General features: G+C 41.4%; 25 protein-coding genes and 1 pseudogene. 17 read left to right on the plus strand and 9 right to left on the minus strand.

Features of this window, described 5'->3' with window-relative positions:
- The first annotated feature begins 16 nt into the window (after positions 1-16).
- The 3 genes from FNK51_RS07045 to FNK51_RS07055 all read left to right on the plus strand — a co-directional run bounded on the left by FNK51_RS07045 (position 17) and on the right by FNK51_RS07055 (position 2943).
- Positions 17-1408 (plus strand): bifunctional metallophosphatase/5'-nucleotidase, encoded by a 1392-nt coding sequence (locus FNK51_RS07045; protein WP_141992870.1) that lies wholly within the window; start codon positions 17-19, stop codon positions 1406-1408.
- 55 nt (positions 1409-1463) lie between these two features.
- Complete coding sequence (locus FNK51_RS07050; RefSeq protein ID WP_098371480.1) at positions 1464-1766, plus strand: YunC family protein; 303 nt, start codon at positions 1464-1466, stop codon at positions 1764-1766.
- Positions 1767-1944: 178 nt separating this feature from the next.
- Entirely contained in the window at positions 1945-2943 is a 999-nt protein-coding gene (locus FNK51_RS07055) for an HD-GYP domain-containing protein (protein WP_353617855.1), read from the plus strand.
- Between the two features lie 122 nt (positions 2944-3065).
- Here the strand turns inward: FNK51_RS07055 and yunB are convergent, their stop codons facing one another.
- Together yunB and FNK51_RS07065 are read right to left on the minus strand one after the other, a co-directional pair.
- Entirely contained in the window at positions 3066-3815 is a 750-nt protein-coding gene (yunB, locus tag FNK51_RS07060) for a sporulation protein YunB (RefSeq protein ID WP_141992871.1), read from the minus strand.
- 86 nt (positions 3816-3901) lie between these two features.
- A complete protein-coding gene (locus FNK51_RS07065; RefSeq protein WP_483296114.1) occupies positions 3902-4891 on the minus strand; it encodes a M23 family metallopeptidase in 990 nt (329 codons plus the stop codon).
- A 187-nt stretch (positions 4892-5078) separates the two neighbouring features.
- On the opposite strand from FNK51_RS07065, the gene lipA reads away from it, so the two are divergent.
- The gene (lipA, locus tag FNK51_RS07070; protein WP_063234033.1) at positions 5079-5993 is read left to right on the plus strand and encodes a lipoyl synthase; all 915 of its coding nucleotides are present in this window, start codon (positions 5079-5081) and stop codon (positions 5991-5993) included.
- A gap of 38 nt (positions 5994-6031) precedes the next feature.
- Here lipA and FNK51_RS07075 read toward each other — a convergent pair whose 3' ends face one another.
- On the minus strand, positions 6032-6694 hold the full coding sequence (locus FNK51_RS07075; protein WP_141992872.1) for a YhcN/YlaJ family sporulation lipoprotein: 663 nt from the start codon (positions 6692-6694) through the stop codon (positions 6032-6034).
- 113 nt (positions 6695-6807) lie between these two features.
- Here FNK51_RS07075 and FNK51_RS07080 point away from each other — a divergent pair, with 113 nt between their 5' ends.
- Positions 6808-7083: a YutD family protein gene (locus tag FNK51_RS07080; RefSeq protein WP_076368161.1), complete on the plus strand. Its 276-nt coding sequence runs from the start codon at positions 6808-6810 to the stop codon at positions 7081-7083.
- A gap of 30 nt (positions 7084-7113) precedes the next feature.
- On the opposite strand, the gene FNK51_RS07085 is transcribed toward FNK51_RS07080, so the two are convergent.
- Together FNK51_RS07085 and FNK51_RS07090 are read right to left on the minus strand one after the other, a co-directional pair.
- Positions 7114-7401, minus strand: coding sequence for a cytosolic protein (locus FNK51_RS07085; RefSeq protein ID WP_377409758.1), 288 nt, complete (start codon positions 7399-7401; stop codon positions 7114-7116).
- Between the two features lie 70 nt (positions 7402-7471).
- Complete coding sequence (locus FNK51_RS07090) at positions 7472-7738, minus strand: DUF3055 domain-containing protein (protein WP_098371475.1); 267 nt, start codon at positions 7736-7738, stop codon at positions 7472-7474.
- 270 nt (positions 7739-8008) lie between these two features.
- On the opposite strand from FNK51_RS07090, the gene FNK51_RS07095 reads away from it, so the two are divergent.
- Entirely contained in the window at positions 8009-8593 is a 585-nt protein-coding gene (locus FNK51_RS07095) for a DUF86 domain-containing protein (RefSeq protein ID WP_311624894.1), read from the plus strand.
- Between the two features lie 23 nt (positions 8594-8616).
- Positions 8617-9384, plus strand: coding sequence for a TIGR01457 family HAD-type hydrolase (locus FNK51_RS07100; protein WP_098371474.1), 768 nt, complete (start codon positions 8617-8619; stop codon positions 9382-9384).
- A 61-nt stretch (positions 9385-9445) separates the two neighbouring features.
- Here FNK51_RS07100 and FNK51_RS07105 read toward each other — a convergent pair whose 3' ends face one another.
- On the minus strand, positions 9446-9943 hold the full coding sequence (locus FNK51_RS07105) for a phosphatidylglycerophosphatase A family protein (RefSeq protein WP_098371473.1): 498 nt from the start codon (positions 9941-9943) through the stop codon (positions 9446-9448).
- A gap of 197 nt (positions 9944-10140) precedes the next feature.
- On the opposite strand from FNK51_RS07105, the gene yutH reads away from it, so the two are divergent.
- The 5 genes from yutH (at position 10141) to thrB (ending at position 15650) form a co-directional block, all read left to right on the plus strand.
- Positions 10141-11142, plus strand: a complete 1002-nt coding sequence (gene yutH, locus FNK51_RS07110; protein ID WP_141992874.1) for a spore coat putative kinase YutH — start codon at positions 10141-10143, stop codon at positions 11140-11142.
- Positions 11143-11247: 105 nt separating this feature from the next.
- Positions 11248-12162, plus strand: coding sequence for a L,D-transpeptidase family protein (locus tag FNK51_RS27100; protein ID WP_286178589.1), 915 nt, complete (start codon positions 11248-11250; stop codon positions 12160-12162).
- Between the two features lie 190 nt (positions 12163-12352).
- Positions 12353-13651, plus strand: coding sequence for a homoserine dehydrogenase (locus FNK51_RS07120; protein WP_141992875.1), 1299 nt, complete (start codon positions 12353-12355; stop codon positions 13649-13651).
- Positions 13648-14709, plus strand: coding sequence for a threonine synthase (thrC, locus tag FNK51_RS07125; protein ID WP_141992876.1), 1062 nt, complete (start codon positions 13648-13650; stop codon positions 14707-14709). The genes FNK51_RS07120 and thrC overlap by 4 nt, the downstream gene beginning before the upstream one ends.
- On the plus strand, positions 14706-15650 hold the full coding sequence (gene thrB / locus FNK51_RS07130) for a homoserine kinase (protein WP_141992877.1): 945 nt from the start codon (positions 14706-14708) through the stop codon (positions 15648-15650). The genes thrC and thrB overlap by 4 nt, the downstream gene beginning before the upstream one ends.
- A gap of 192 nt (positions 15651-15842) precedes the next feature.
- On the opposite strand, the pseudogene FNK51_RS07135 reads toward thrB, so the two are convergent.
- Positions 15843-16064 (minus strand): annotated as a pseudogene (locus FNK51_RS07135) (NifU family protein); the annotation flags it as partial.
- A gap of 184 nt (positions 16065-16248) precedes the next feature.
- Here FNK51_RS07135 and FNK51_RS07140 point away from each other — a divergent pair.
- Positions 16249-16578, plus strand: coding sequence for a YuzD family protein (locus FNK51_RS07140; protein WP_098371468.1), 330 nt, complete (start codon positions 16249-16251; stop codon positions 16576-16578).
- 84 nt (positions 16579-16662) lie between these two features.
- Here FNK51_RS07140 and FNK51_RS07145 read toward each other — a convergent pair whose 3' ends face one another.
- Positions 16663-17730 carry an NAD(P)/FAD-dependent oxidoreductase gene (locus tag FNK51_RS07145; RefSeq protein WP_141992879.1) on the minus strand — a complete coding sequence of 356 codons (1068 nt, stop codon included), beginning with the start codon at positions 17728-17730 and terminating at the stop codon, positions 16663-16665.
- Positions 17731-18016: 286 nt separating this feature from the next.
- On the opposite strand from FNK51_RS07145, the gene FNK51_RS07150 reads away from it, so the two are divergent.
- From FNK51_RS07150 to FNK51_RS26425, 3 genes are all read left to right on the plus strand, one after another.
- Positions 18017-18253, plus strand: a complete 237-nt coding sequence (locus tag FNK51_RS07150) for a YuzB family protein (RefSeq protein WP_098371467.1) — start codon at positions 18017-18019, stop codon at positions 18251-18253.
- 207 nt (positions 18254-18460) lie between these two features.
- Complete coding sequence (locus FNK51_RS07155; protein WP_098371466.1) at positions 18461-18823, plus strand: HesB/IscA family protein; 363 nt, start codon at positions 18461-18463, stop codon at positions 18821-18823.
- Between the two features lie 157 nt (positions 18824-18980).
- Complete coding sequence (locus FNK51_RS26425; protein ID WP_181762203.1) at positions 18981-19139, plus strand: hypothetical protein; 159 nt, start codon at positions 18981-18983, stop codon at positions 19137-19139.
- A gap of 110 nt (positions 19140-19249) precedes the next feature.
- Here the strand turns inward: FNK51_RS26425 and FNK51_RS27105 are convergent, their stop codons facing one another.
- Positions 19250-19516 (minus strand): hydrolase, encoded by a 267-nt coding sequence (locus FNK51_RS27105; protein ID WP_141992880.1) that lies wholly within the window; start codon positions 19514-19516, stop codon positions 19250-19252.
- A 355-nt stretch (positions 19517-19871) separates the two neighbouring features.
- On the opposite strand from FNK51_RS27105, the gene FNK51_RS07165 reads away from it, so the two are divergent.
- Positions 19872-20305 (plus strand): YkvA family protein (locus FNK51_RS07165; RefSeq protein ID WP_141992881.1); only part of this gene is annotated, 434 nt, incomplete at its 3' end.

Genomic DNA, 20305 nt, shown 5'->3' on the forward strand with positions numbered 1-20305 from the left:
ACGAGGAGGAGAAATGATGTCAGAAATCATTCATTTGTATCACACCAATGATCTCCATAGTCATTTTGAGAATTGGCCTCGTATTGATAAGTTTCTTAAAGAAAGAAGACAACTTCATCAAGAAACGGGAGAAGAAGCGATCATACTGGATATAGGCGATCATGTGGACCGCTGGCATCCATATACAGAAGGTACGTTGGGTAAAGGAAATATTGAACTGCTTAATGAAGCGGGCTACCAATATGTGACCATCGGCAATAATGAAGGGATCACTCTACCTCATGATGCATTAGACTCCTTATATGATCATGCAAAGTTCAAGGTCTTGGCAGCCAATATTTATTACGGTGATTATGAAAGGCCGGAATGGGCGCTGCCATATTGGATACATACGACGGTAAAAGGCACCAAAATTGCCATGATAGGTTTGACAGCTTTTTTTCAAAAGTTTTATTCTGCGTTGGGCTGGGAAATAACAGAACCATTCGTGGAGTTAAAGGCACAGCTCGAAAAGGTCAAAACAGAGGCGGATGTAATCATCATCCTTTCCCACCTGGGCATCCATGATGATGAGAGGATGGCAGAGGATTTTCCGGAGATTGACATCATACTTGGCGCGCATACCCACCACATCCTCCACCAAGGTAAATTGATTAATGATACACTCCTTTGCGGTGCAGGGAAATATGGTTTCTATGTTGGACAGGTGGAAATGACCGTCAATCAGGAAAAGAAAGTTAGCCATAAGAGTGCCATTCTTTATGATACCAATGACTTTTTGGAATTGGAGAATGAACGGTCATGGATTGAAGAGATACACCAGGCTGGAGGGGAAACACTAAAACAGGTTGCAGTGGATTTACCCGAAGCACTGGATAATGATTGGTTCAAAGGAAGTCCTTTGACTGAACTCCTTGGGGATGCCCTAAGGGAGTGGACTCAGGCGGATTGTTCCTTTTTGAATGCCGGTCTTCTGCTCGAAGGGCTGCCCAAGGGACCTGTCACAAAAGGGGATATTCACAGAATCTGTCCGCATCCCATCAATCCTTGCGTCGTTGAAGTTAATGGGAATGAATTAAAAGAAATCTTAATGCAATCGAGAAATGAGGAGTGGCCTCATATTCAGGTGAAAGGTTTCGGTTTCCGCGGAAATATCATGGGAGCCATGCATTATGATCAAATTGAATTTAACGAAATGGAGAATGGAATCGTAAAAGGGATACTTATAAAAGGGGAGAAACTGCAGGCAGATAAGTCCTATAAACTGGCAATACCTGATATGTTCACGTTTGGGCACTTCTTTCCAAGTATCCAGCGCTCCAATCGCAAGGAATACTTACTACCGGAATTCTTACGGGATATCCTTTTATGGAAGCTGGAAAAAATATACACAAACACCAAACTCTAAATCACGGTTTCGCCCTTTTTTTCATAAAGTATCGGGAAGAGAGGGGCGAAACCAATTGATTAACATGATACCAATAATTCTTGATAATCATACATTCCTAGCCATTTCTGTCCGACTTCCCAAAACGAATTTACTTGCTATCGCGTCCGAAAAAGGGTATATAATGTGCGGTGCGTTAGATGTTGGACTGCTGAATGATAAATTGAGAGATCGTAAAATCCTTGCAGGAAGGGCCACAGGAGTTAAATCGATTGAAGAACTATTGGAAGCGCCGCTTGAATCAGTTACCTGGGAGGCTGTGGAAAAGGGCATTCATCCAGGAATGATTGGTAAAGAGGCATTAATCAAAATGATTTGAAAAGGGGGGCTTTCTTTTTTCCAGAAGGGGGCCTTATTTTTTTATCAAAGAAAATGCTGATATTTTTTCAATAAATGCGTTCAAACAGATTCATTTATCAAAATATTTTCCGATAATCCTAACAAAGGAAGGAAACGGTTTGATTTACAAATATTGAACGGGGAAATGGAGTACAAGTATGAGGCTAGCTATTACAGAGTCCCTAAGCCCTGGAGCAAGGCTCGGTAAACACATCTATAATGAGCGGGGCCATATCCTATTGTGCGAGGGTCTTACTTTAACGCAGAAAATGATCAATCGACTGGTGTCCCTTAATATTCCCTTTGTTTACATTCAAGATTCCAGGACGGATGACATTATTGCAATGCCCCCAGTGTCAGGGAAACTACGAAGAGAAGCCATTAATACGATTGAAACCACTTTCCTGGACATGAAAAATAAAATGTACCTTGCTGGGTCATTCACGATAGAGCAGGCTAACGTCAAGTTCACTCAAATAGTTCGGAACATCATGGGCGAGCTGAAAAGGAATAAAGAGTTAATGACTTTATTGGCTGACGTTTATACATACGATGACTATATCTTTACTCATTCCTTCAATGTGACCTTATATACCCTGGCAATCGGGCTGGAATTGAATATCAATGATAGGAATCTCGAAATTCTTGGGCTGGGAGCGATTTTACATGATGTCGGCAAAATGCTCGTGCCTTTGGAGATCCTCCATAAACCCGGTAAGCTGACGGAGAGTGAGTTTGAACAAATCCAAAAACATGCCGATTACGGATTCCATCTAATCAAAAATGTTCATACCGTTTCCCTTTTAGTTGCGAATTGTGCCTATCAGCACCATGAACGGTTAGATGGTTCTGGATATCCCCGTGGGATAAAAGGGGATGAAATCCATTATTTCGGCAAGATCATTGCCGTTGCCGATGTGTTTGATGCCGTGACTTCCAACCGGGTTTACCGTAAGGCCATGCTGCCGCATCAGGGATTGGAAGTCCTTTATGCCGGAGTCGGGAAAAAGTTCGACAATATGATCATCGAGGCTTTCCGCCGGGCGGTTGCCATTTATCCTAATGGTCTATCCGTTGAATTGAATGATGGAAGGAAAGGGGTAGTATCCGCTCAGAACGAGGGGATAGGAGACCGCCCCATGATAAAGGATACTTGAAGAAGATGGGGAGCAAATCAAGGAGCCGTATGAAGTGGACTTGAATAAAAACCTGCATTTGCTTATCATGAAATGTCTCAATATACAAGAACCAGCCTAACCTCAAGGATAAGCTGGTTTTTTCATTCCTTGTTTTCCTTCATGATGGGAGGTGCCACCGAACTGTTTCCGTTACTAAAATAACTTGGAACATCACCTTCGATCAGCAGGCTTCCGACTGTCACTTCCTGACTCACCTTGGTCTCCTTTGTGAAAGAGGGGATGACGATTTGAATATTGACATCAAAATCCACAATCAATTCATAATAAACATTATTGATGCCTGCGTTTGTCAGTTTTGTCCTCAAATCCGATTCAACATTCCCGATGACCGACATTTTCACTGGGATTTCAGGTCCGTAATTGGAAAGAAGGTTATTCCCGGTTACGACACCAAATGGTATATAATAGACCACACTTTTATATTGTTCATCATTTATTTTGGCTGAACCTGTTTTAAAAGGGTTTCCCTGTTTGATGCCAAGCTTTTTTTGAATATCATTCGTAATGTTAGCCCGCAATTCACTGTATATGACCGGATTGAAGCTATAGGAAGAACTGGAGCCCTTACCACCCTTGTTATTGGTGATGATTTTGGTCATATCAATCTTCGCTATATTCTCATCAACCGATTCATGAATCGTTTCCGTTGCAATCCGTTTGATTTCATATTCGGCTACACTCATGATCACGGGTTCGATTGATTTGTCCACGTACCAAAGAGTCATGATGCTTGATAAGATAAACAGGATAAATGAATAGAGAAATACTTTTCGGGTGGGAAGAGGCCCCTTTTTTCGGAATTTCTTCGTTCGAAATCTTTTTCGGAACACGCTTTAGCCCCCTTTACTAATAACTATGCATTAAGTTCAGGGGTTTATGTTCGAATCAAAAAAAAGCAGCGTAAAATTCACGCCGCTCACTTTTGCTTTTTAGACAGATCTTTCCTTTCCCACAATCTTAAATAGGGGTAAGGGTCAAAGCTCCATTCTGTAATTCCATTGTCTTTGTACATTCCGTAATGAAGATGGGGGGGGAATTTTCCGGAAGTTCCTGGAGGGCCGTAACCTGTACTGCCGACACCTCCGATGACTTGTCCGGGCTCGACGATTTGTCCGACTTTCAACCCTTTGGCAAAGCCGCTTAAATGGGCAAAGTAATGATAGGTATTATTTAAATCCCGTATCCCAATCCGCCATCCGCCAAATTTATTCCAGCCTTTCATTTCGATGATTCCATAGCTCGTGGAACGAACGGGAAGGCTATAGTCCGCAAAAATATCAGTGCCCTCATGGATTCTCCTTCCGCCCCATCCACGAGCGCTTCCCCATGTATTTAAGTACGTATAATGAGTTCGTACTGGAACCGGGAAGGCCTTTTCCTGTAGATCCAACCGGCCATATTTTTTATAAATCTCGGCATTGCCGATAATGATGCTGACGGCTTTATCTCGTTTATAATAATCCCACAAGCCGATCCGGATATTATCTTCATCAGCACCATAAGATTGGAGATGCTTCGAAAAAGCATACAATCGATCTGTATCAGTAGTGATATCAGCTTTGCCATCACCATTTCCATCCTGGCCAAACCCATCAAAAAATGTGATCGTGAGCGGGTTCACGTCGTTTAAGTCAGGATTGAGGGCCCCGCTCCACTTTGAAGGCTCGATGTGGATGCCTATCAAACCCTTTGCCGGCTCTAAATCCCTTCGTGCAGCCCTGAGGCTGTGCTCATATTGATCAGCTCCAGCAAGGTAATACCACGGGATTTGGAGGGTGGCCTCCATATTTTTATATAGCTCCATTCTCCCGGCATAAACATCTGGGATATCGGCAGCATTAGCCGCTTGGCCTGGTGCATTCAAAATAAACAAACAAGTTATGGTAAGAAGGAATAATTTTTTCAACGGGGCAGGCTCCTTTCATGACATTTTCCGTATTTAAAAGACATCAGTCCATCCATCTTTTATAGTTTTGCTGATTTAGCTATAAACATGAAAAATAAATAATGGGAAACCAACTATAACTTGTATAAATGCTTTTTTATTGTTAAAGTAGGGTGTGTTAATTTCTATAGAATGGAGTGGCATTTTCATGTCTTCTACAAATAAAGAAATTCTTCGTAAACCAGATTGGTTGAAAATAAAGCTTAATACTAACGAAAATTACCTCGGTTTAAAAAATATGATGCGCGAGAAAAACCTTCATACTGTCTGTGAAGAGGCAAAATGTCCGAATATTCACGAATGCTGGGCAGTGAGAAGGACGGCTACTTTCATGATCTTAGGTGAAATCTGTACAAGGGCTTGCCGTTTTTGTGCTGTTACAACCGGACGTCCGAATGAATTGGACTGGGCTGAACCGGAGCGTGTTGCCGATTCCGTCGTTTTGATGAATTTAAAGCATGTCGTCATTACAGCTGTTGCCCGTGATGATTTAAAGGATGGAGGCGCTGAAGTTTTCGCTGAAACGGTCCGTGCCATCCGACGCAAAAATCCATTTACATCAATTGAAGTATTACCGTCTGATATGGGCGGGGTGTTTGAAAATATCAAGACTTTGATGGATGCTAAACCAGATATCCTGAACCATAATATAGAGACTGTCAGAAGTTTATCCGACCGTGTACGGGCTCAAGCCAAGTACGAACGTTCATTGGAGCTTTTAAGAAGAGCCAAGGAACTGTATCCGGAAATCCCGACAAAGTCCAGTTTAATGGTAGGTTTGGGTGAAACTCGGGAGGAAATCCTTGAGACCATGGATGACCTAAGGGCTAATAATGTGGATATCATGACGATCGGCCAGTATTTGCAGCCGACTAAAAAGCATTTAAAGGTGCTGAAATACTACACGCCTGAGGAGTTTGCCGAGCTGAAGGAACGTGCATTGGAAAAAGGCTTCAGCCATTGTGAATCCGGCCCGCTTGTCCGTTCATCCTACCATGCGGATGAACAGGTTAATGCTGCGGCAAAACATAAGCAAAACAAAGGTGAAGAATTATTGAAATAGAGTGAAATAAAGGACCGAAAAAATTCGGTCCTTTTTTATTAACGGTTATCCATTTTTTGATGGATGTTATCGTGATGATCTCTTTTATCGTTAACCATTTCCCCGTTTTCATTTTCTTCGTCACTCATTTTGTACCCTTGAGGCGACTTCAGCATTCTTTTGATGGTTTGTTCGATCGTATAGTCGATCCCTTTGCTGCCGGATTTCAATGTAGAGAAGTTCTCGACATCTTGGGCAAGGGTTTGATAATCATCACTGACGTAGACATGATAGTAGCGAGGCACGATGGACATGGCAGTGCGTTTGACTTGGTCTGCGGTTTCCGTCCGATCCTTGGCATTGGTATCATATACGACAAGCACTTCCTCATCAGTAACGAGGGTAGCGGCATCATTGACATTTGGAATCTGAACACTCAGTTTAGAAATGACATCAGAAAGTTGTTCACGGTCAATGGAAGCAGCTTTGTTGGAAATGTTACGGCCATCAATGGTTGCGCTATTAGTGCGGGTAAAACCGAAATCATCACTTTTATTGTCATTATTACGATAATCCTCATCATAATATTGAGTTGGATTATTTACGTTTGTTGGGTTACCGGCATGGTTTTTTGCACCCATCCCCTGATCTTTTGCTTTATCAGCACATCCGGTTAGTGCAATAATCGAGCTTAAACCTATCGTTATTATTGTTTTTTTCATCAATAACACCCCCGTAACTTTAGGATGAACATATTTCTCTATTTTTCGCTTAGTAATTGATGGGGAATCAGTTATAATTTAAAGAAGGAATGTATATATGAGAGGTGAAAACAATGATTAACATCAATAACATGACCTATGAAATAATTGAGAATGAAAGGGAAGGCTATAACGAAGAAGCGTTTAAGGCCAGATACAGTGAGATTTTAACGAAATATGATTATATAGTAGGGGATTGGGGTTACGGGCAATTGAGGCTGCGTGGATTTTTTGATGATAATAATCAGAAAGCGACCTTTGATACGAAAATAAGCACGCTTAGTGAATATTTATATGAATACTGCAATTTTGGCTGTCCTTATTTCGTCGTGAAGAAAATAAAGAAATAAAAAGGCCAGAATTCACTCTGGCCTTTTATGTTAAGAGCTACCATATCCTTTATATGGAGGCTGTTCATCTTTTTCTGAATCATCATGTGTCGGATGAGCACCAGGATATTGTCGAGGTAAACCTTCGTGCAACGATTTATTTTCATAATTAAAGGCACTTTGATATCGTTGCCCTTCCTGCCACGGGGTGTTTTTATTCTGAACTGGTGCATCTTTTGCTATGGCTGATCCAAAAGGTCCTTCGGGAAATTCTTCAGGAATTAAATAATCCCTCTGTTTTTCGACATTGGAAAAATCGTGGTATTCTTCTTTGTCCAAGATAATCCCCCCTCATGTAATCGATCTTACATTCAGTAGGTTTCCCGTTTCAGGTAAAAAACTTCAGCACTCAGACGATTTCCATTAAAAAGTGACGCAGTTCTTCGGCTTCGGCTTCTGATAACTGAAAGGCATGCTCAAGATAGCCTTCCTCTTCTAAATCATCAGGCCCAATAATCGCGAAACGGTTACTCTGCATATTTAAAACAAGTTTCTTTCCATAAAAACGATCGGTAGTCGTAATGGCCAGGTCGAATCTTGATTCCTCTCCCATGAAGCTTATGAACCGGGTTTTTGAATCAACGACGTCATTGTATAAATAAAAACGATCTTCCATAGTATCATTCCCTTCTTAACTTCACATTTGTAGTTCCATCATAACAAAGTGACTACAATAGGGGAACAGACATTTTACGGGGCTTCTGCATGAGAACCTCGTCGCTCTTCATGATGCTCCGGCAATCATTAAGCGTTCATCGATTAAATGAAAATGGTAAGAATATAAATGGGATCGTGAATTGGATTTCTTGGAGTGCTGTCGGGAAATGCACCCATAGAAAATGGCAATGTGTAACACACCCGCTTCTGTTAGTTATTGGATGGTACAATGGTTGTGGTTGAAGGAATTGAGAGTAAGGGAGAAGCTATGGTATTATCAAGGAATAAGGTTGGTGCGGCACAGGGTTTTAACTATGCCGCTCATTCAACCAATGATTCCCTATATCATCTTAGATCAGAAAGGATCTGGAAAAAAATGTACTTTGTAGACCGCCAAAAGATTGAACAAATATTAGGTTTTCTTGAAAAGCAGCTTGGACTTTTTGAAGGGCATGATAATTGGGATGGAGATCTTTCGGAACTTATCGCTGAAAGGCTCATACAAACTTCCATCGATTCCGTGTTGGACGTAGGAAATGCGGTAATTGATGGTTTTATTATGCGTGATCCAGGAAGTTATGAAGATATTATCGATATCCTTCAAGATGAAAAAGTCATTTCTGAAGAAAAGGCGATACAATTCAAAAAGGTCTTGCCGCTAAGGAAAATGCTGGTTCAAGACTTCATTGAAGTGAATCACACAGAACTGCATGCCGTATTTTCGGAAAATATCGAGGCATTCAAGCAATTCCCGGATTTGGTGAGGAACTATTTAACAAATGAATTGGGACCTGTATCAGCTTTTAAAAACTAGCAGCGTTAGGAAGGCGAATTCAAATGAAGTCGTATAAAGGATATTTAATTGACTTGGATGGCACCATGTATCGCGGAACCGAACAAATTGCGGAAGCGGCAGGGTTTATTAATGACCTAAGGAAAAGGGATATCCCTTATTTATTCGTCACCAATAATTCATCCCGGACTCCGGCACAGGTGGCGGATAAATTGAGAAGCATCGGCATATCGACGGAAGATGACCAGGTTTTCACGACAAGCATGGCCACTGCCAATTACATAGCTGAACAAAAGAAAGATGCATCGGTTTATGTGGTAGGTGAAGAAGGCATCATAGAGGCTCTTAAGGAAAAAGGAATGAAGCTTGTGGAAGAGCATCCAGACTTTCTGGTAATGGGCATCGACCGCGGGGTCAATTATGAAAAGTTGTCAAAAGCCTGTCTTGCTGTAAGAAACGGCGCTGTTTTCATTTCGACCAATGGTGATATTGCCATTCCCACTGAGCAAGGCCTTTTACCGGGGAATGGTGCCTTGACCTCCGTAGTTTCCGTTTCGACCCAGGTACAGCCGATTTTCATTGGAAAACCTGAATCCGTCATAGTAGAGCAAGCTCTAAGAGTATTAGGGGTACCTAAAGAAGAGACAATCATGGTTGGAGATAACTATGATACGGATATCCTTGCCGGCATCAATGCAGGGATCGATACACTGCTTGTACATACTGGCGTAACGACAAAAGAACGCTTAAAGCAATATAAGGAGCAGCCGACGCATGTGGTGGACACCCTCGACTTATGGCGCTTCGAATGAAAAAAAACCAGGCCTGCGAATGCAGCCCTGGTTTTTTTATGCCGTGAATATCATATGTTTACTATTCCCCATTTTCGGTTCTATGGGCAAGCCGGCTTGAAGCGGCAGCTGCAATTGCCCCAACGATATCATCTAAAAAGGTGTTCACCTTACCCGTGCTTTTATCGTTTAAATATTTTAAGATACCCGGCTTTTGTTTATCGATGAAACCATAGTTGGTAAAACCGATGGATCCATAAACATTCACAATTGAAAAAGCCAATATTTCATCGACCCCATATAGGCCTTCATCTATTTCAATGATGCTCTGCAAAGGCTCCTCGAGCAGTTTTTTCTCAGCTAGAATATCCAACTGAATGCCGGTAAGGATGGCATTTTGGACCTCGCGTTTTGAAAGGACCCGTTCGACATTGTGAAGGCAATCGGACATTTGGAGATTTTCATGGTAGCCAGATTGCAAATACATGACAAGCTCAGCGATATCCTCCAATTTCACTCCTCGTTCAATTAGCCATTTTCGAGCCGTTTTCTCAGACATTGATTGTTCAATATTAGCCATGTCATCACCCATTTCTCTATATTAAGTTCTAATGCAGGTAGTTTGATTTGATTAAAATGAAAACCCACGGAAGATGTTTTGATTGGAATTTCTAATAAGGTTTCGATAATCATTCAGAAAACGGGTTATGCCACATATATATAAGTTTATGATGTCCAATATTTCTATTATATCCATTTGATGAAGGGGGCCATTCCATGATAGAAGAAATCATTTTTAATAATTATGGTATACAGGTGGAGCTTGAAGAAGCCAATGTCAGGTTTCCAAGCTTCCGTTCAGGGAATATGGTGTACAGTATCGTTCCCATTGAAAATATGGAGCAGGAGGAATTAGTGGAACGTTATAAAATGTCTCAACATCTGATTTCACAAGGTGATCGTCACGTATCCGCCTTTGTCCTTGCCAATCATGGAAGCTATGTTTCGGAAGCGGATGAACAATTATTCATCCTTCTTGCCAATCAGGCATTGGAAGGTCCGAAAAATTTCAACCCAGGAAGACGTCTGGCAAGATTCCATCAGCGTGGGAGAACTATTAATGATACGATTCGAACATGTTCAAGGATCGGTAAATGGAAAGAACTCTGGGAACAAAGGATCGATCAGTTAGAAAAGATTTGGCGGGATAAGCTCAACGCCCATCCTGATAACCAGTTTGAAAAATTATTTATTGAAACCTTTCCCTATTATATGGTCCTAGGTGAAAATGCGATTCAATATTTAGTCGACACGGAAATCGATGATACCCCGCAAATTGTCGATAGTGGAACGGTATGTTATGAACGTTTTTTACATGATACCTGGAAAAGCAATAAGTGGATGAAAAATCCGTTCGATTGGGTATTTGACCACGGAACCAGGGATGTCGCGGAATGGGTGAGGGAACATTATTTTCAAAATGTGCATACCCATCAGCGGGGAATTGCCCATTTCTTTCACGAATATCAGTCCATAGAACCGTTCTCCAGCTTTTCGGCCCGGTTATTATATTCGAGGATGCTATTTCCCATTCATTACTTTGAAACTGTGGAAGAGTATTTTTCAAAAACGACGGAATCAAGGTCGAACCAATTGGAGGATAAAATATCTTCGATCACGAAATCCTCCCAACAATATGAGTCCTTCCTCAAACATTTTTATGAATTGGCAGAGGTCCCTGTCAAGCAATATGATTTGCCTAAAATTGACTGGATTTAGATAAAAACAGGAAAGAAATATGATTCATCCTTACTTACTATGTTATGATGATAACAAGATTTTTTAGAATAATTAGATATTTAATCACTACGGAAGGATGGGACCATGAAAAGATTGATGATGGCCGCCCTTATAGCCCTTTTAATCTTCCAAACGGCAAATCTTGCGAAGGCTGAAACGAAAACAGGCTGCGAAGCAACTCAATTCAAGATTGTCATGAAGTCTGAAGCGGATGTGAAAGAAAAGGCGTCGGCTGCAAGTAAAACGTTAAAAACCTATAAGAAAAATAAAGAATTATCGGCAAGCGGAAGAACTGGAAGCTGGTATAAGGTCTGTCACTCAAATAAGACCGCATATATCAATATTGCAGATGCAAAAGAGGTTTTCAGTTCCGGTGAAAAAGCCATTTTGAAGAAATTCGATGGGAGAAAGGGCGTTAATCAAGTTGTATCTGTGACAGGTAAAGCGATGAGTGATAAGAAGGTCACGATCCAAACTTATGAGAAGAAACAAGGGGAATGGCGCCGGGCATTGAAGAAGATGGAGGGTGTCATTGGGAAGAACGGCTTCACGATGAGCAAAAAAGAGGGTGATGGGAAATCCCCGGTCGGGATTTATTCATTTGGTACGTCCTTTGGAAGCGAAACGAAGCCGGCAGGAGTGAAAATGAGTTATAAGAAAACGACCAAATATGACTACTGGATTGATGATCAGACATCCACGGATTATAACAAGTGGAAAACCTATAAAGGAAATCCTGCAGGTAAATGGAAGTCTTTCGAAAGGATGAATCATGAACTCTATAAGTATGGGGCAGTCATCAATTATAATACGAATCCCATCGTAAAAGGAAAAGGAAGTGCAATCTTTCTTCATATATGGAGAGGGAGTACAAAACCGACGGCTGGATGTACAGCCACGGCCGAAAAGAATGTCGTCAGTTTACTGAAATGGATGGATCCCGTGCAAAAGCCACATATTGTAATGGGTACAAATGATTCATTGAAGAGCGTTAAGTAATAATGAACAAAATGGTTTCCCATAAAAAATTTAGCTTTACCCGTTCTTACTCGTTCAAGGGATGGACGAAAAAAGTTCGTGCATCCATCTTTTCTAACTATTGATAATTATATGAATTAAACTTATAATGTCTACTATACAAATACAAACGTCTTCTTCAGGCAAACAGTTTTTAAGGGGGAACCAAAATATGAAAGCCATCTCAATCGGTTTATTGGGGTTAGGTACAGTTGGATCAGGAGTCGTACAAATCATTGAAAGCCATCAGGACAAGCTCATGCACCAAGTGGGCTGTTCCATATCCGTTAAGAAGATACTAGTCAAAGACACGACGAAGGAGAGGCTTGTCGAGATCGATAAAGGTATGTTAACTGACAATCCTGAGGATATCCTTTCGAATCCCGAGATTGATGTTGTAATAGAAGTGATGGGTGGAATCGAAGAAACACGCGGTTATCTGATAGAGGCAATAAAGAATAAAAAGCATATCGTTACGGCCAATAAAGACCTAATGGCTTTATATGGACCTGAATTGCTGGAATTGGCCACAGAGAATCAATGTGATTTGTTCTATGAAGCAAGTGTTGCAGGGGGAATTCCGATTTTACGCGGACTTGTGGATGGATTATCTTCTGACCGCATCACGAAAATGATGGGAATCGTCAATGGAACGACAAACTTCATTTTAACGAAAATGAGCAAGGAAGGCAGAGCTTATGATGACGTATTGAAGGAAGCTCAGGAGCTGGGATTTGCTGAAGCCGATCCGACTGCTGATGTAGGCGGTTTGGATGCGGCCCGTAAAATGGCGATCCTTTCCACACTCGGGTTCTCCATGAACATTGGCTTGAATGATGTTGAGGTACAGGGCATTACCGAGATATCCGAAGAGGATTTGAGATATAGTAAGAAGCTTGGTTATACAATGAAATTGATCGGCGTCGCTTCGAGGGCAGGGGATAGAGTCGAAGTAAGTGTCCAGCCTGCACTTCTTCCTGAAGCACATCCTTTAGCATCGGTAAATAATGAGTATAATGCGGTATACGTTTATGGGGAAGCCGTAGGGGAAACGATGTTTTACGGACCGGGGGCTGGCAGTCTTCCTACTGCGACTGCAGTCGTTTCGGATATGGTGACGGTCATCAAGAATATGAGGCTGGGCGTAAATGGCCGCAGTGCCGTTTCACCTCAGTTCCCGAAACAATTAAAAGATGCGACTGAGATTTTCGCTAAGTTCTTCATTCGATTACATGTTCAAGATGAAGTTGGCGTTTTAGCCAAAATCACGAATTTATTTGCTGAGCATGGGGTAGGATTCGATAAAATCCTTCAATTGCCTCTGGATGAAAAGGAATCTTCCGAAATCGTATTGGTTACGCATACTGCCACAAAGGCTGCATTTGAGCAAATAATACAGAAATTAAATGATTACAATATGGTAAGAGAAGTGAAAAGCACATACAGAGTTGAAGGAGAGGACATCAAATGAGCTGGCAAGGACTTATAAGCACGTATAAAGATTTTTTACCCGTTAATGAAAACACACCTGCACTAACCCTTTTGGAAGGGAATACACCTTTAATCAGACTGAATCGATTATCCGAAGAGTGGGGAATCGACTTACATGTAAAATACGAAGGGGCAAATCCAACTGGGTCGTTTAAAGATCGCGGAATGGTCATGGCCGTCGCCAAAGCGATAGAAGAGGGCAGCGACACGATCATCTGTGCTTCCACCGGGAATACATCAGCAGCTGCAGCAGCTTATGCGGCCCGTGCCAACCTGCGCTGTATCGTTGTCATCCCGGAAGGTAAAATTGCCATGGGCAAGCTTGCCCAAGCCGTTATGTATGGAGCGGAAATCATCTCGATCGAAGGGAACTTCGACCAGGCTTTAAAAATCGTCCGTTCACTTAGTGAGAGCTCACCGATAACTCTTGTGAATTCGGTCAACCCATACCGGATTGAAGGGCAGAAGACAGCGGCTTTCGAAATTTGTGATGCACTCGGCTCGGCACCGGATATTTTGGCTCTTCCTGTCGGGAATGCAGGTAATATAACTGCTTACTGGAAAGGGTTTAAAGAATATAACGAAGCGAAACAAACGGGCCTTCCTGAAATGAGAGGGTTCGAAGCTGAAGGTGCGGCTGCGATTGTCCGGGATAGCATCATTGAAAATCCAGAAACGATTGCAACAGCCATCCGGATTGGAAATCCTGCAAGTTGGAACTTTGCTGTTGAAGCAGCAAATGAATCCAAAGGCAAAATCGATGAGGTGACAGACGAAGAAATTCTGGAAGCTTATCATTTCCTTGCTAAAAAAGAAGGGGTATTTGCAGAGCCAGCATCTTGTGCTTCCATTGCAGGTATCTATAAACAACTAAAAAGCGGTGAAATCAAAAAAGGAAGTAAGGTTGTTGCTGTATTGACTGGAAATGGATTGAAAGATCCGAATGTGGCAGTCGATACAAGCACGATTCAACCGACATTGCTGCCAATGGATGAAGAAGTCATTTTAGAACATCTGCAGGGTGTGAAGCAGGCATGAGTGCAGAATCGGAGATGTTCTTGATCCGTGTACCAGCAAGTACGGCCAACTTAGGCCCAGGATTCGATTCCATCGGCTTGGCGTTAGGTCTTTACTTGGAAATACATGGATCTTCATCAGATCATTGGGAAGTCGTTCCACTTTCAGAGGAAATGTCTGTTTTTCCAAGGGATGATCGTAATTATATCGTCCAGATTGCCAAGGAAACGGCGGCTTCCTATGGAAAGGAACTATCCCCATGCCGGCTTTTCGTCTCTAGCGAAATTCCGCTGGCTCGGGGTCTTGGAAGCAGTGCCTCTGCCATTGTGGCGGGGATTGAATTGGCGAACATCGTTGGTGAACTTCATTTATCCGATGATGAAAAGAATAGGCATGCTTCCCTTTTTGAAGGGCATCCGGATAATGCAGGGGCATCTGTGTATGGTGGATTGGTCGTGGGCCTTCATACGGATGAAAGAACGGATGTCGTGTCGTTTCCGATCGAGGGAGTTAAGGTGATCGCTGTCATTCCCAATTTTGAATTGCTTACTGAGGATTCAAGAAATGTCCTTCCGAATTCGCTTTCCTATAAAGATGCGATAAGCGGAAGTGCAGCCGCAAATGTTTTGCTGGCGGGAGTTCTATCAAAAGATTGGAAGCTTGTTGGTGAAATGATGCAAAGTGATCGCTTCCATCAACCATATAGGGCGGAGTTGGTCCCTCATTTAGCGCTTATAGAAGAAGTTGTCCTTAATGAAGGCGGATTTGGTGCAGCACTAAGCGGAGCAGGACCAACTGTTTTATGCTTGGCATCGGCAGAAAAAAGTAAAAGTTTGCATACTGGATTGAAGGAAAGGTTTCCGGAATTTCTTGTGAAAGAATTGGAAATCGATAATGATGGCAGTTATACGGCAATCCTTTCAGAACAGGAAAAAAAGGAATTGAAATTTTTGGAATCGTAAGCCATGTTCATATACCGTCCAATAAAAAAGCTGACTCGCGTCAAGCCGTATCAATTCATTTGATAGGGCAAAAGCCGAGTCAGCTTTATTTTTATTACAGACCAGGAAAAGTTCCGGTCTGCATGAAAAAGGTTGAACGTGTATAGATGAAGTAATCCTTCATCCATACGCTGCATGTTATTTAAAGGGCTATTAGAAAACTTGTTCAACTTCCACTACACCAGGAACTTCTTCAAGAAGGGCACGCTCAATCCCAGCTTTTAGCGTAATGGTCGAACTAGGACAGCTTCCGCAGGCTCCTAGTAATCGTAATTTTACAATTCCATCTTCTACGTCAACTAGTTCACAGTCACCGCCATCACGAAGAAGAAACGGACGAAGCTTATCTAGGACTTCTTGAACTTGAACTTCCATTGTTTGTTGTTCAGACATTGCAATCGACTCCTTTCCTATTCATATTATAAAGCGAAGGTAGTAAAAAATCCAACTGTAACTTTGCGGAAATATAATCTATATTATTCTGGTATGATGGAAACAGGTGAAGTTTTTAAACATTATTCAAAATGAAGCAAATATACTTAAATGAAGGAGGAAGAGTATGGTAATTAAAGAAATTGAGATAGAAGTGTATGGAGCGGAGCAAATTTGCGCGAGTTGTGTGAATCTCCCTTCTTCGAAAGATACCTGTGAGTGGCTTGAAGCCGCTTTAACGAGAAAGTTTCCTGAGCAGAAATTCAAAATATCCTATATAGATATGTATAATCCCCCAGAAACGCTGAAGCAAAAGAACTTTGCCGCGAAGATGATCGAAGAAGATTTGTTTTATCCACTGGTCCTCATCGAAGGTGAAATTATTGCAGAAGGAAATGTGCGTCTCAAAAAAGTGGTGGAAACCATGGAAAAATACGGATATACGATGCAAGTGTGATATATAATGGAAGAAATAAGAAAAACTGACCCAATGAGCTGCATGCAGCTCATTGGGTCAGTTTAACTGTATCATGGGTTGGAATCAACCGTTATGGTATTTATACATCCAGAGGATGCCTGATTTCATTAGGCGTGCCACTCTGCCTGTGATTGGGCGATTTGCAACAAGACCAAAACCTTGTTTCTTCCCAAGGGAACCTAATGTTCCTTTTAATTTCATTGTAGGGAAGCTTTCCGGAAGTGGTTCATTTGCCCATTTCTTCACAAGAACTTGGACGATTTGCTCTGCTTGGGACTCCGCTAATTGAGCACTAGGCGCATGAGGCAGGCTCGCACAGTCACCGACGACAAAGATGCTGTCATCATTAGGTAGGAAATGCTGAGGAGTCAGAACAGCTCTTCCTTGACGGTCCTTTTCAATATCCATATCGCGGATGATCTTACTTGGCTGAATTCCAGCTGTCCATACGATGACGTCGCTTTGAACGGCTTCGTCGCCATTATAAAGAAGGTTTGGCTCAACTTTCGTTATATTTGAATGATGGACGATCTCGATTGTATGTTTATCGAACCATGATTCAACAAAAGTACTTAATCTTTCTGGGAATGCAGATAGAATATGCGGTCCACGGTCGAATAGCTTAACGCTTAAATCTGAACGGCTTTCAATCAATTCACTTGCAAGCTCAACACCACTCAGTCCGCCACCAACGATAGAAACGGTTGCACCGGCACCTAAATTATTCAAAGCTGAATATGTGCTTCGTGATTTATCGATTGTTTGGATACTGTAAGTATGTGTGTCTGCACCAGGAATATCGTGGTATTTATCTTCGCAGCCAAGGCCAATGACTAAATCATCATAAAAGACAGGATCTTGATTTTCTATAATGACCTGTTTATTTTCCATATCGATGGAAAGTACTTCTCCGTATACGTTCTTCAAGCGAGGATGTTCAGGAAATGCAACACGGATGTGCTGATCTGGAATGGTACCTGCTGCTAAAGCATAATATTCCGTTTTTAAGCAGTGATAAGGATTACGGTCGATAAGCGTGATGCTCACATTTTCAGGAAGCTGATTAGGCAGCAATCTTTGCAACATGCGCATACCACCATACCCGCCACCAAGTATGACTAGATTCTTCATATGATTTTTCCCCTTTATTTGATCTCTTGAAAATTTGATAAGCATTTAACTATAGGATTCCCCCAAATGGTCCCCTTTAAAGTTTAAATAAATATATATACCCCAATTAGTAACAAGAATAAAAAATTAGATAATTTTCTTTTTTTACGTACCCCGACAAAAGTATAACGAATATAAAAGGAAATCACAACCGATATCTTGAAATCGGCTGATTTTTTATGCGTAAATATTGACTGTATACGGGAAAAGTAATAAGATGGTTTGTTAGTAACTGTGAGGTGAAACAATGTACCCGATTATTGAATTTTGTGTAAGCAATCTGGCCAGTGGCGCTCAGGAGGCTCTGGAAAGATTGGAGAGGGATCCGAATTTAGATATCATAGAATATGGTTGTCTGGGATATTGCGGCAGATGCTCCAGTAACTTATATGCTCTTGTAAACGGTGAAGTGGTTTTTGGTGACACAACGGATGAATTGGTGGATAAAATATATAAGTACATTGATGAATATGAAATGTTCTAATCATCAATGGTGAATTAAAAGGCTGTTCCTCGATGGAACAGCCTTTTTACTTAGTTTTGCAGCATTAGTATAAACTAATTTTTTGGTAAAATAGGTGGGGGAATATGAATATTTTCAAGCTGGAAAATTGAGCGTGGGAATTTCTTTGGTATATACTATAAAGAGAAATAGTTCTATCTCACATATCAGAAGAAGGAGGGATTTATTGTGAGTGAAGTTGTTCAAATAACGGAAGCTGCCGCTTTTCAGATAAAAGAAATGATGAAACATAATGGCGAAGAGGGTTCATTTTTAAGAGTGGCCGTTAAAGGCGGAGGCTGCAGCGGATTATCCTACGGAATGGGTTTTGAACAAGAGCCTGGGGATAAAGATAGCCAGCTGGAACAGTTTGAAATTAAGATCCTTGTTAATGCCGAGGATGCAGATATATTGAATGGAACGGTAATTGATTATAAACAAACGATGATGGGCGGAGGCTTTACGATCGAAAACCCAAATGCTATCGCTTCATGCGGTTGCGGGTCTTCCTTCAAAACGGCAAAAAACGCCGGTACACCGGAGAACTGCTAACGGTTGGCTGACGGTCAGTGATCGGTAAGTTAAACGATGGGGATTACGTATTTACTCTTCGAAGGGTTACGTTCTAAACCCCTAGCTAATTCGATATCAACTCATATATTTGACGCTTCTTGACGTATTTAACGATACGTTGGGAGGCGTCTTTTTTATGTCCGAAGAAAGGAAAATCAAGCAGCGAAGGGCTAAGGTTGCCAAGTGTGCGAACGTCACATCCGATATCCAGCCGATGGCGCTAGAGCCTGCGTGGAACTACTTTATTACTGCAAAGATCGGTGAAGGTATCCGGGATAGGATACGTGATGATTAACCGAACACTTGGCGTTAATTTACCGGATGGCTTGACGAGGAAAATTACTTCAATACGGTGTCTTTAATAAATGAAGATCCTTCAAAAATGAAGGATCCCCCTAAATGTTATTACTCGATGCGAAGGGCTTGGATGTCTCGGCAGTCAACAAAAATGACAGTACCAGGTTCGTTCTCTTCGTCTCTGAATCGGGCACAACAAGTATTGTTGTCAAAGGCACGGAAGATAACATCTTCAAGAACTGTGCCTCCAGATAAAAAAACGTCTACTTCTGTACCAGGACGCAAACGGCGTAAAGTATTACATACACATCCATTGCATCTGTTTCTACGAGATGAACTGGATTGACGACTCGATGAATTTCGACTTGACATCATTACATCCCCCTTTCATTAGCTTGTCTTACTTTAATAACATATGAAAGGGAAAACAATCAGGAGTGGACAAAGGGATTGATTGTTTGGCCGTTTTTGAGTTAATTAGGCTTTTTTTTGCTCCTTGGTCTATGAGGGACAGATATGATACACTACCATGAAAATTAAACAATGAGGAAAAAGACCATATTAAATAAAAAGCAAGCTTCAATTTTTTACATTAGCTTAAGATCGGAACTGTCTTTAAGGCAGTTTTTTCTTTATGCGACTATCGGGGCAGGTTAGTGAAATAACAATCCTTAGTAAATTTTATTTTGTTATAATGAAAATAAAATTTTAACGATTATTAGGAGATAAAATGTTCAAAAAAATTAAAACTTGGGCGAGGGATCTAAAACGACAGATTTTTATCCTTTACTTTGCTTGTAAAGATGCAAGAGTGCCTAGGTATGCAAAAGTATTTACGGCTTGTGTTGTAGCTTATGCATTCAGTCCGATTGACCTAATACCTGATTTTATACCCATTCTTGGCTACTTAGACGATGTAATTCTCGTTCCGATAGGGATAATGATTGCATTAAAGATGATACCAAAGAATGTATTAACCGACTGTGAAGTTAAGGCAGAGGAAATGATGAAAAACGGTAAGCCGAAGAATTGGATAGTGGGCTCTATAATAGTATTGATTTGGGGCTTGATTATAATATGGGCTATTATAAATATTTATCGCTTAATGAACTCCCTCAGTTTAATAGATAATGCTCACGAATACTCGCTTATTCGCAGGATTTC

Origin of the sequence: Bacillus sp. B4EP4a, from assembly GCF_006680105.1 — a bacterium.
Lineage (GTDB): Bacteria > Bacillota > Bacilli > Bacillales > DSM-1321 > Peribacillus > Peribacillus simplex_E.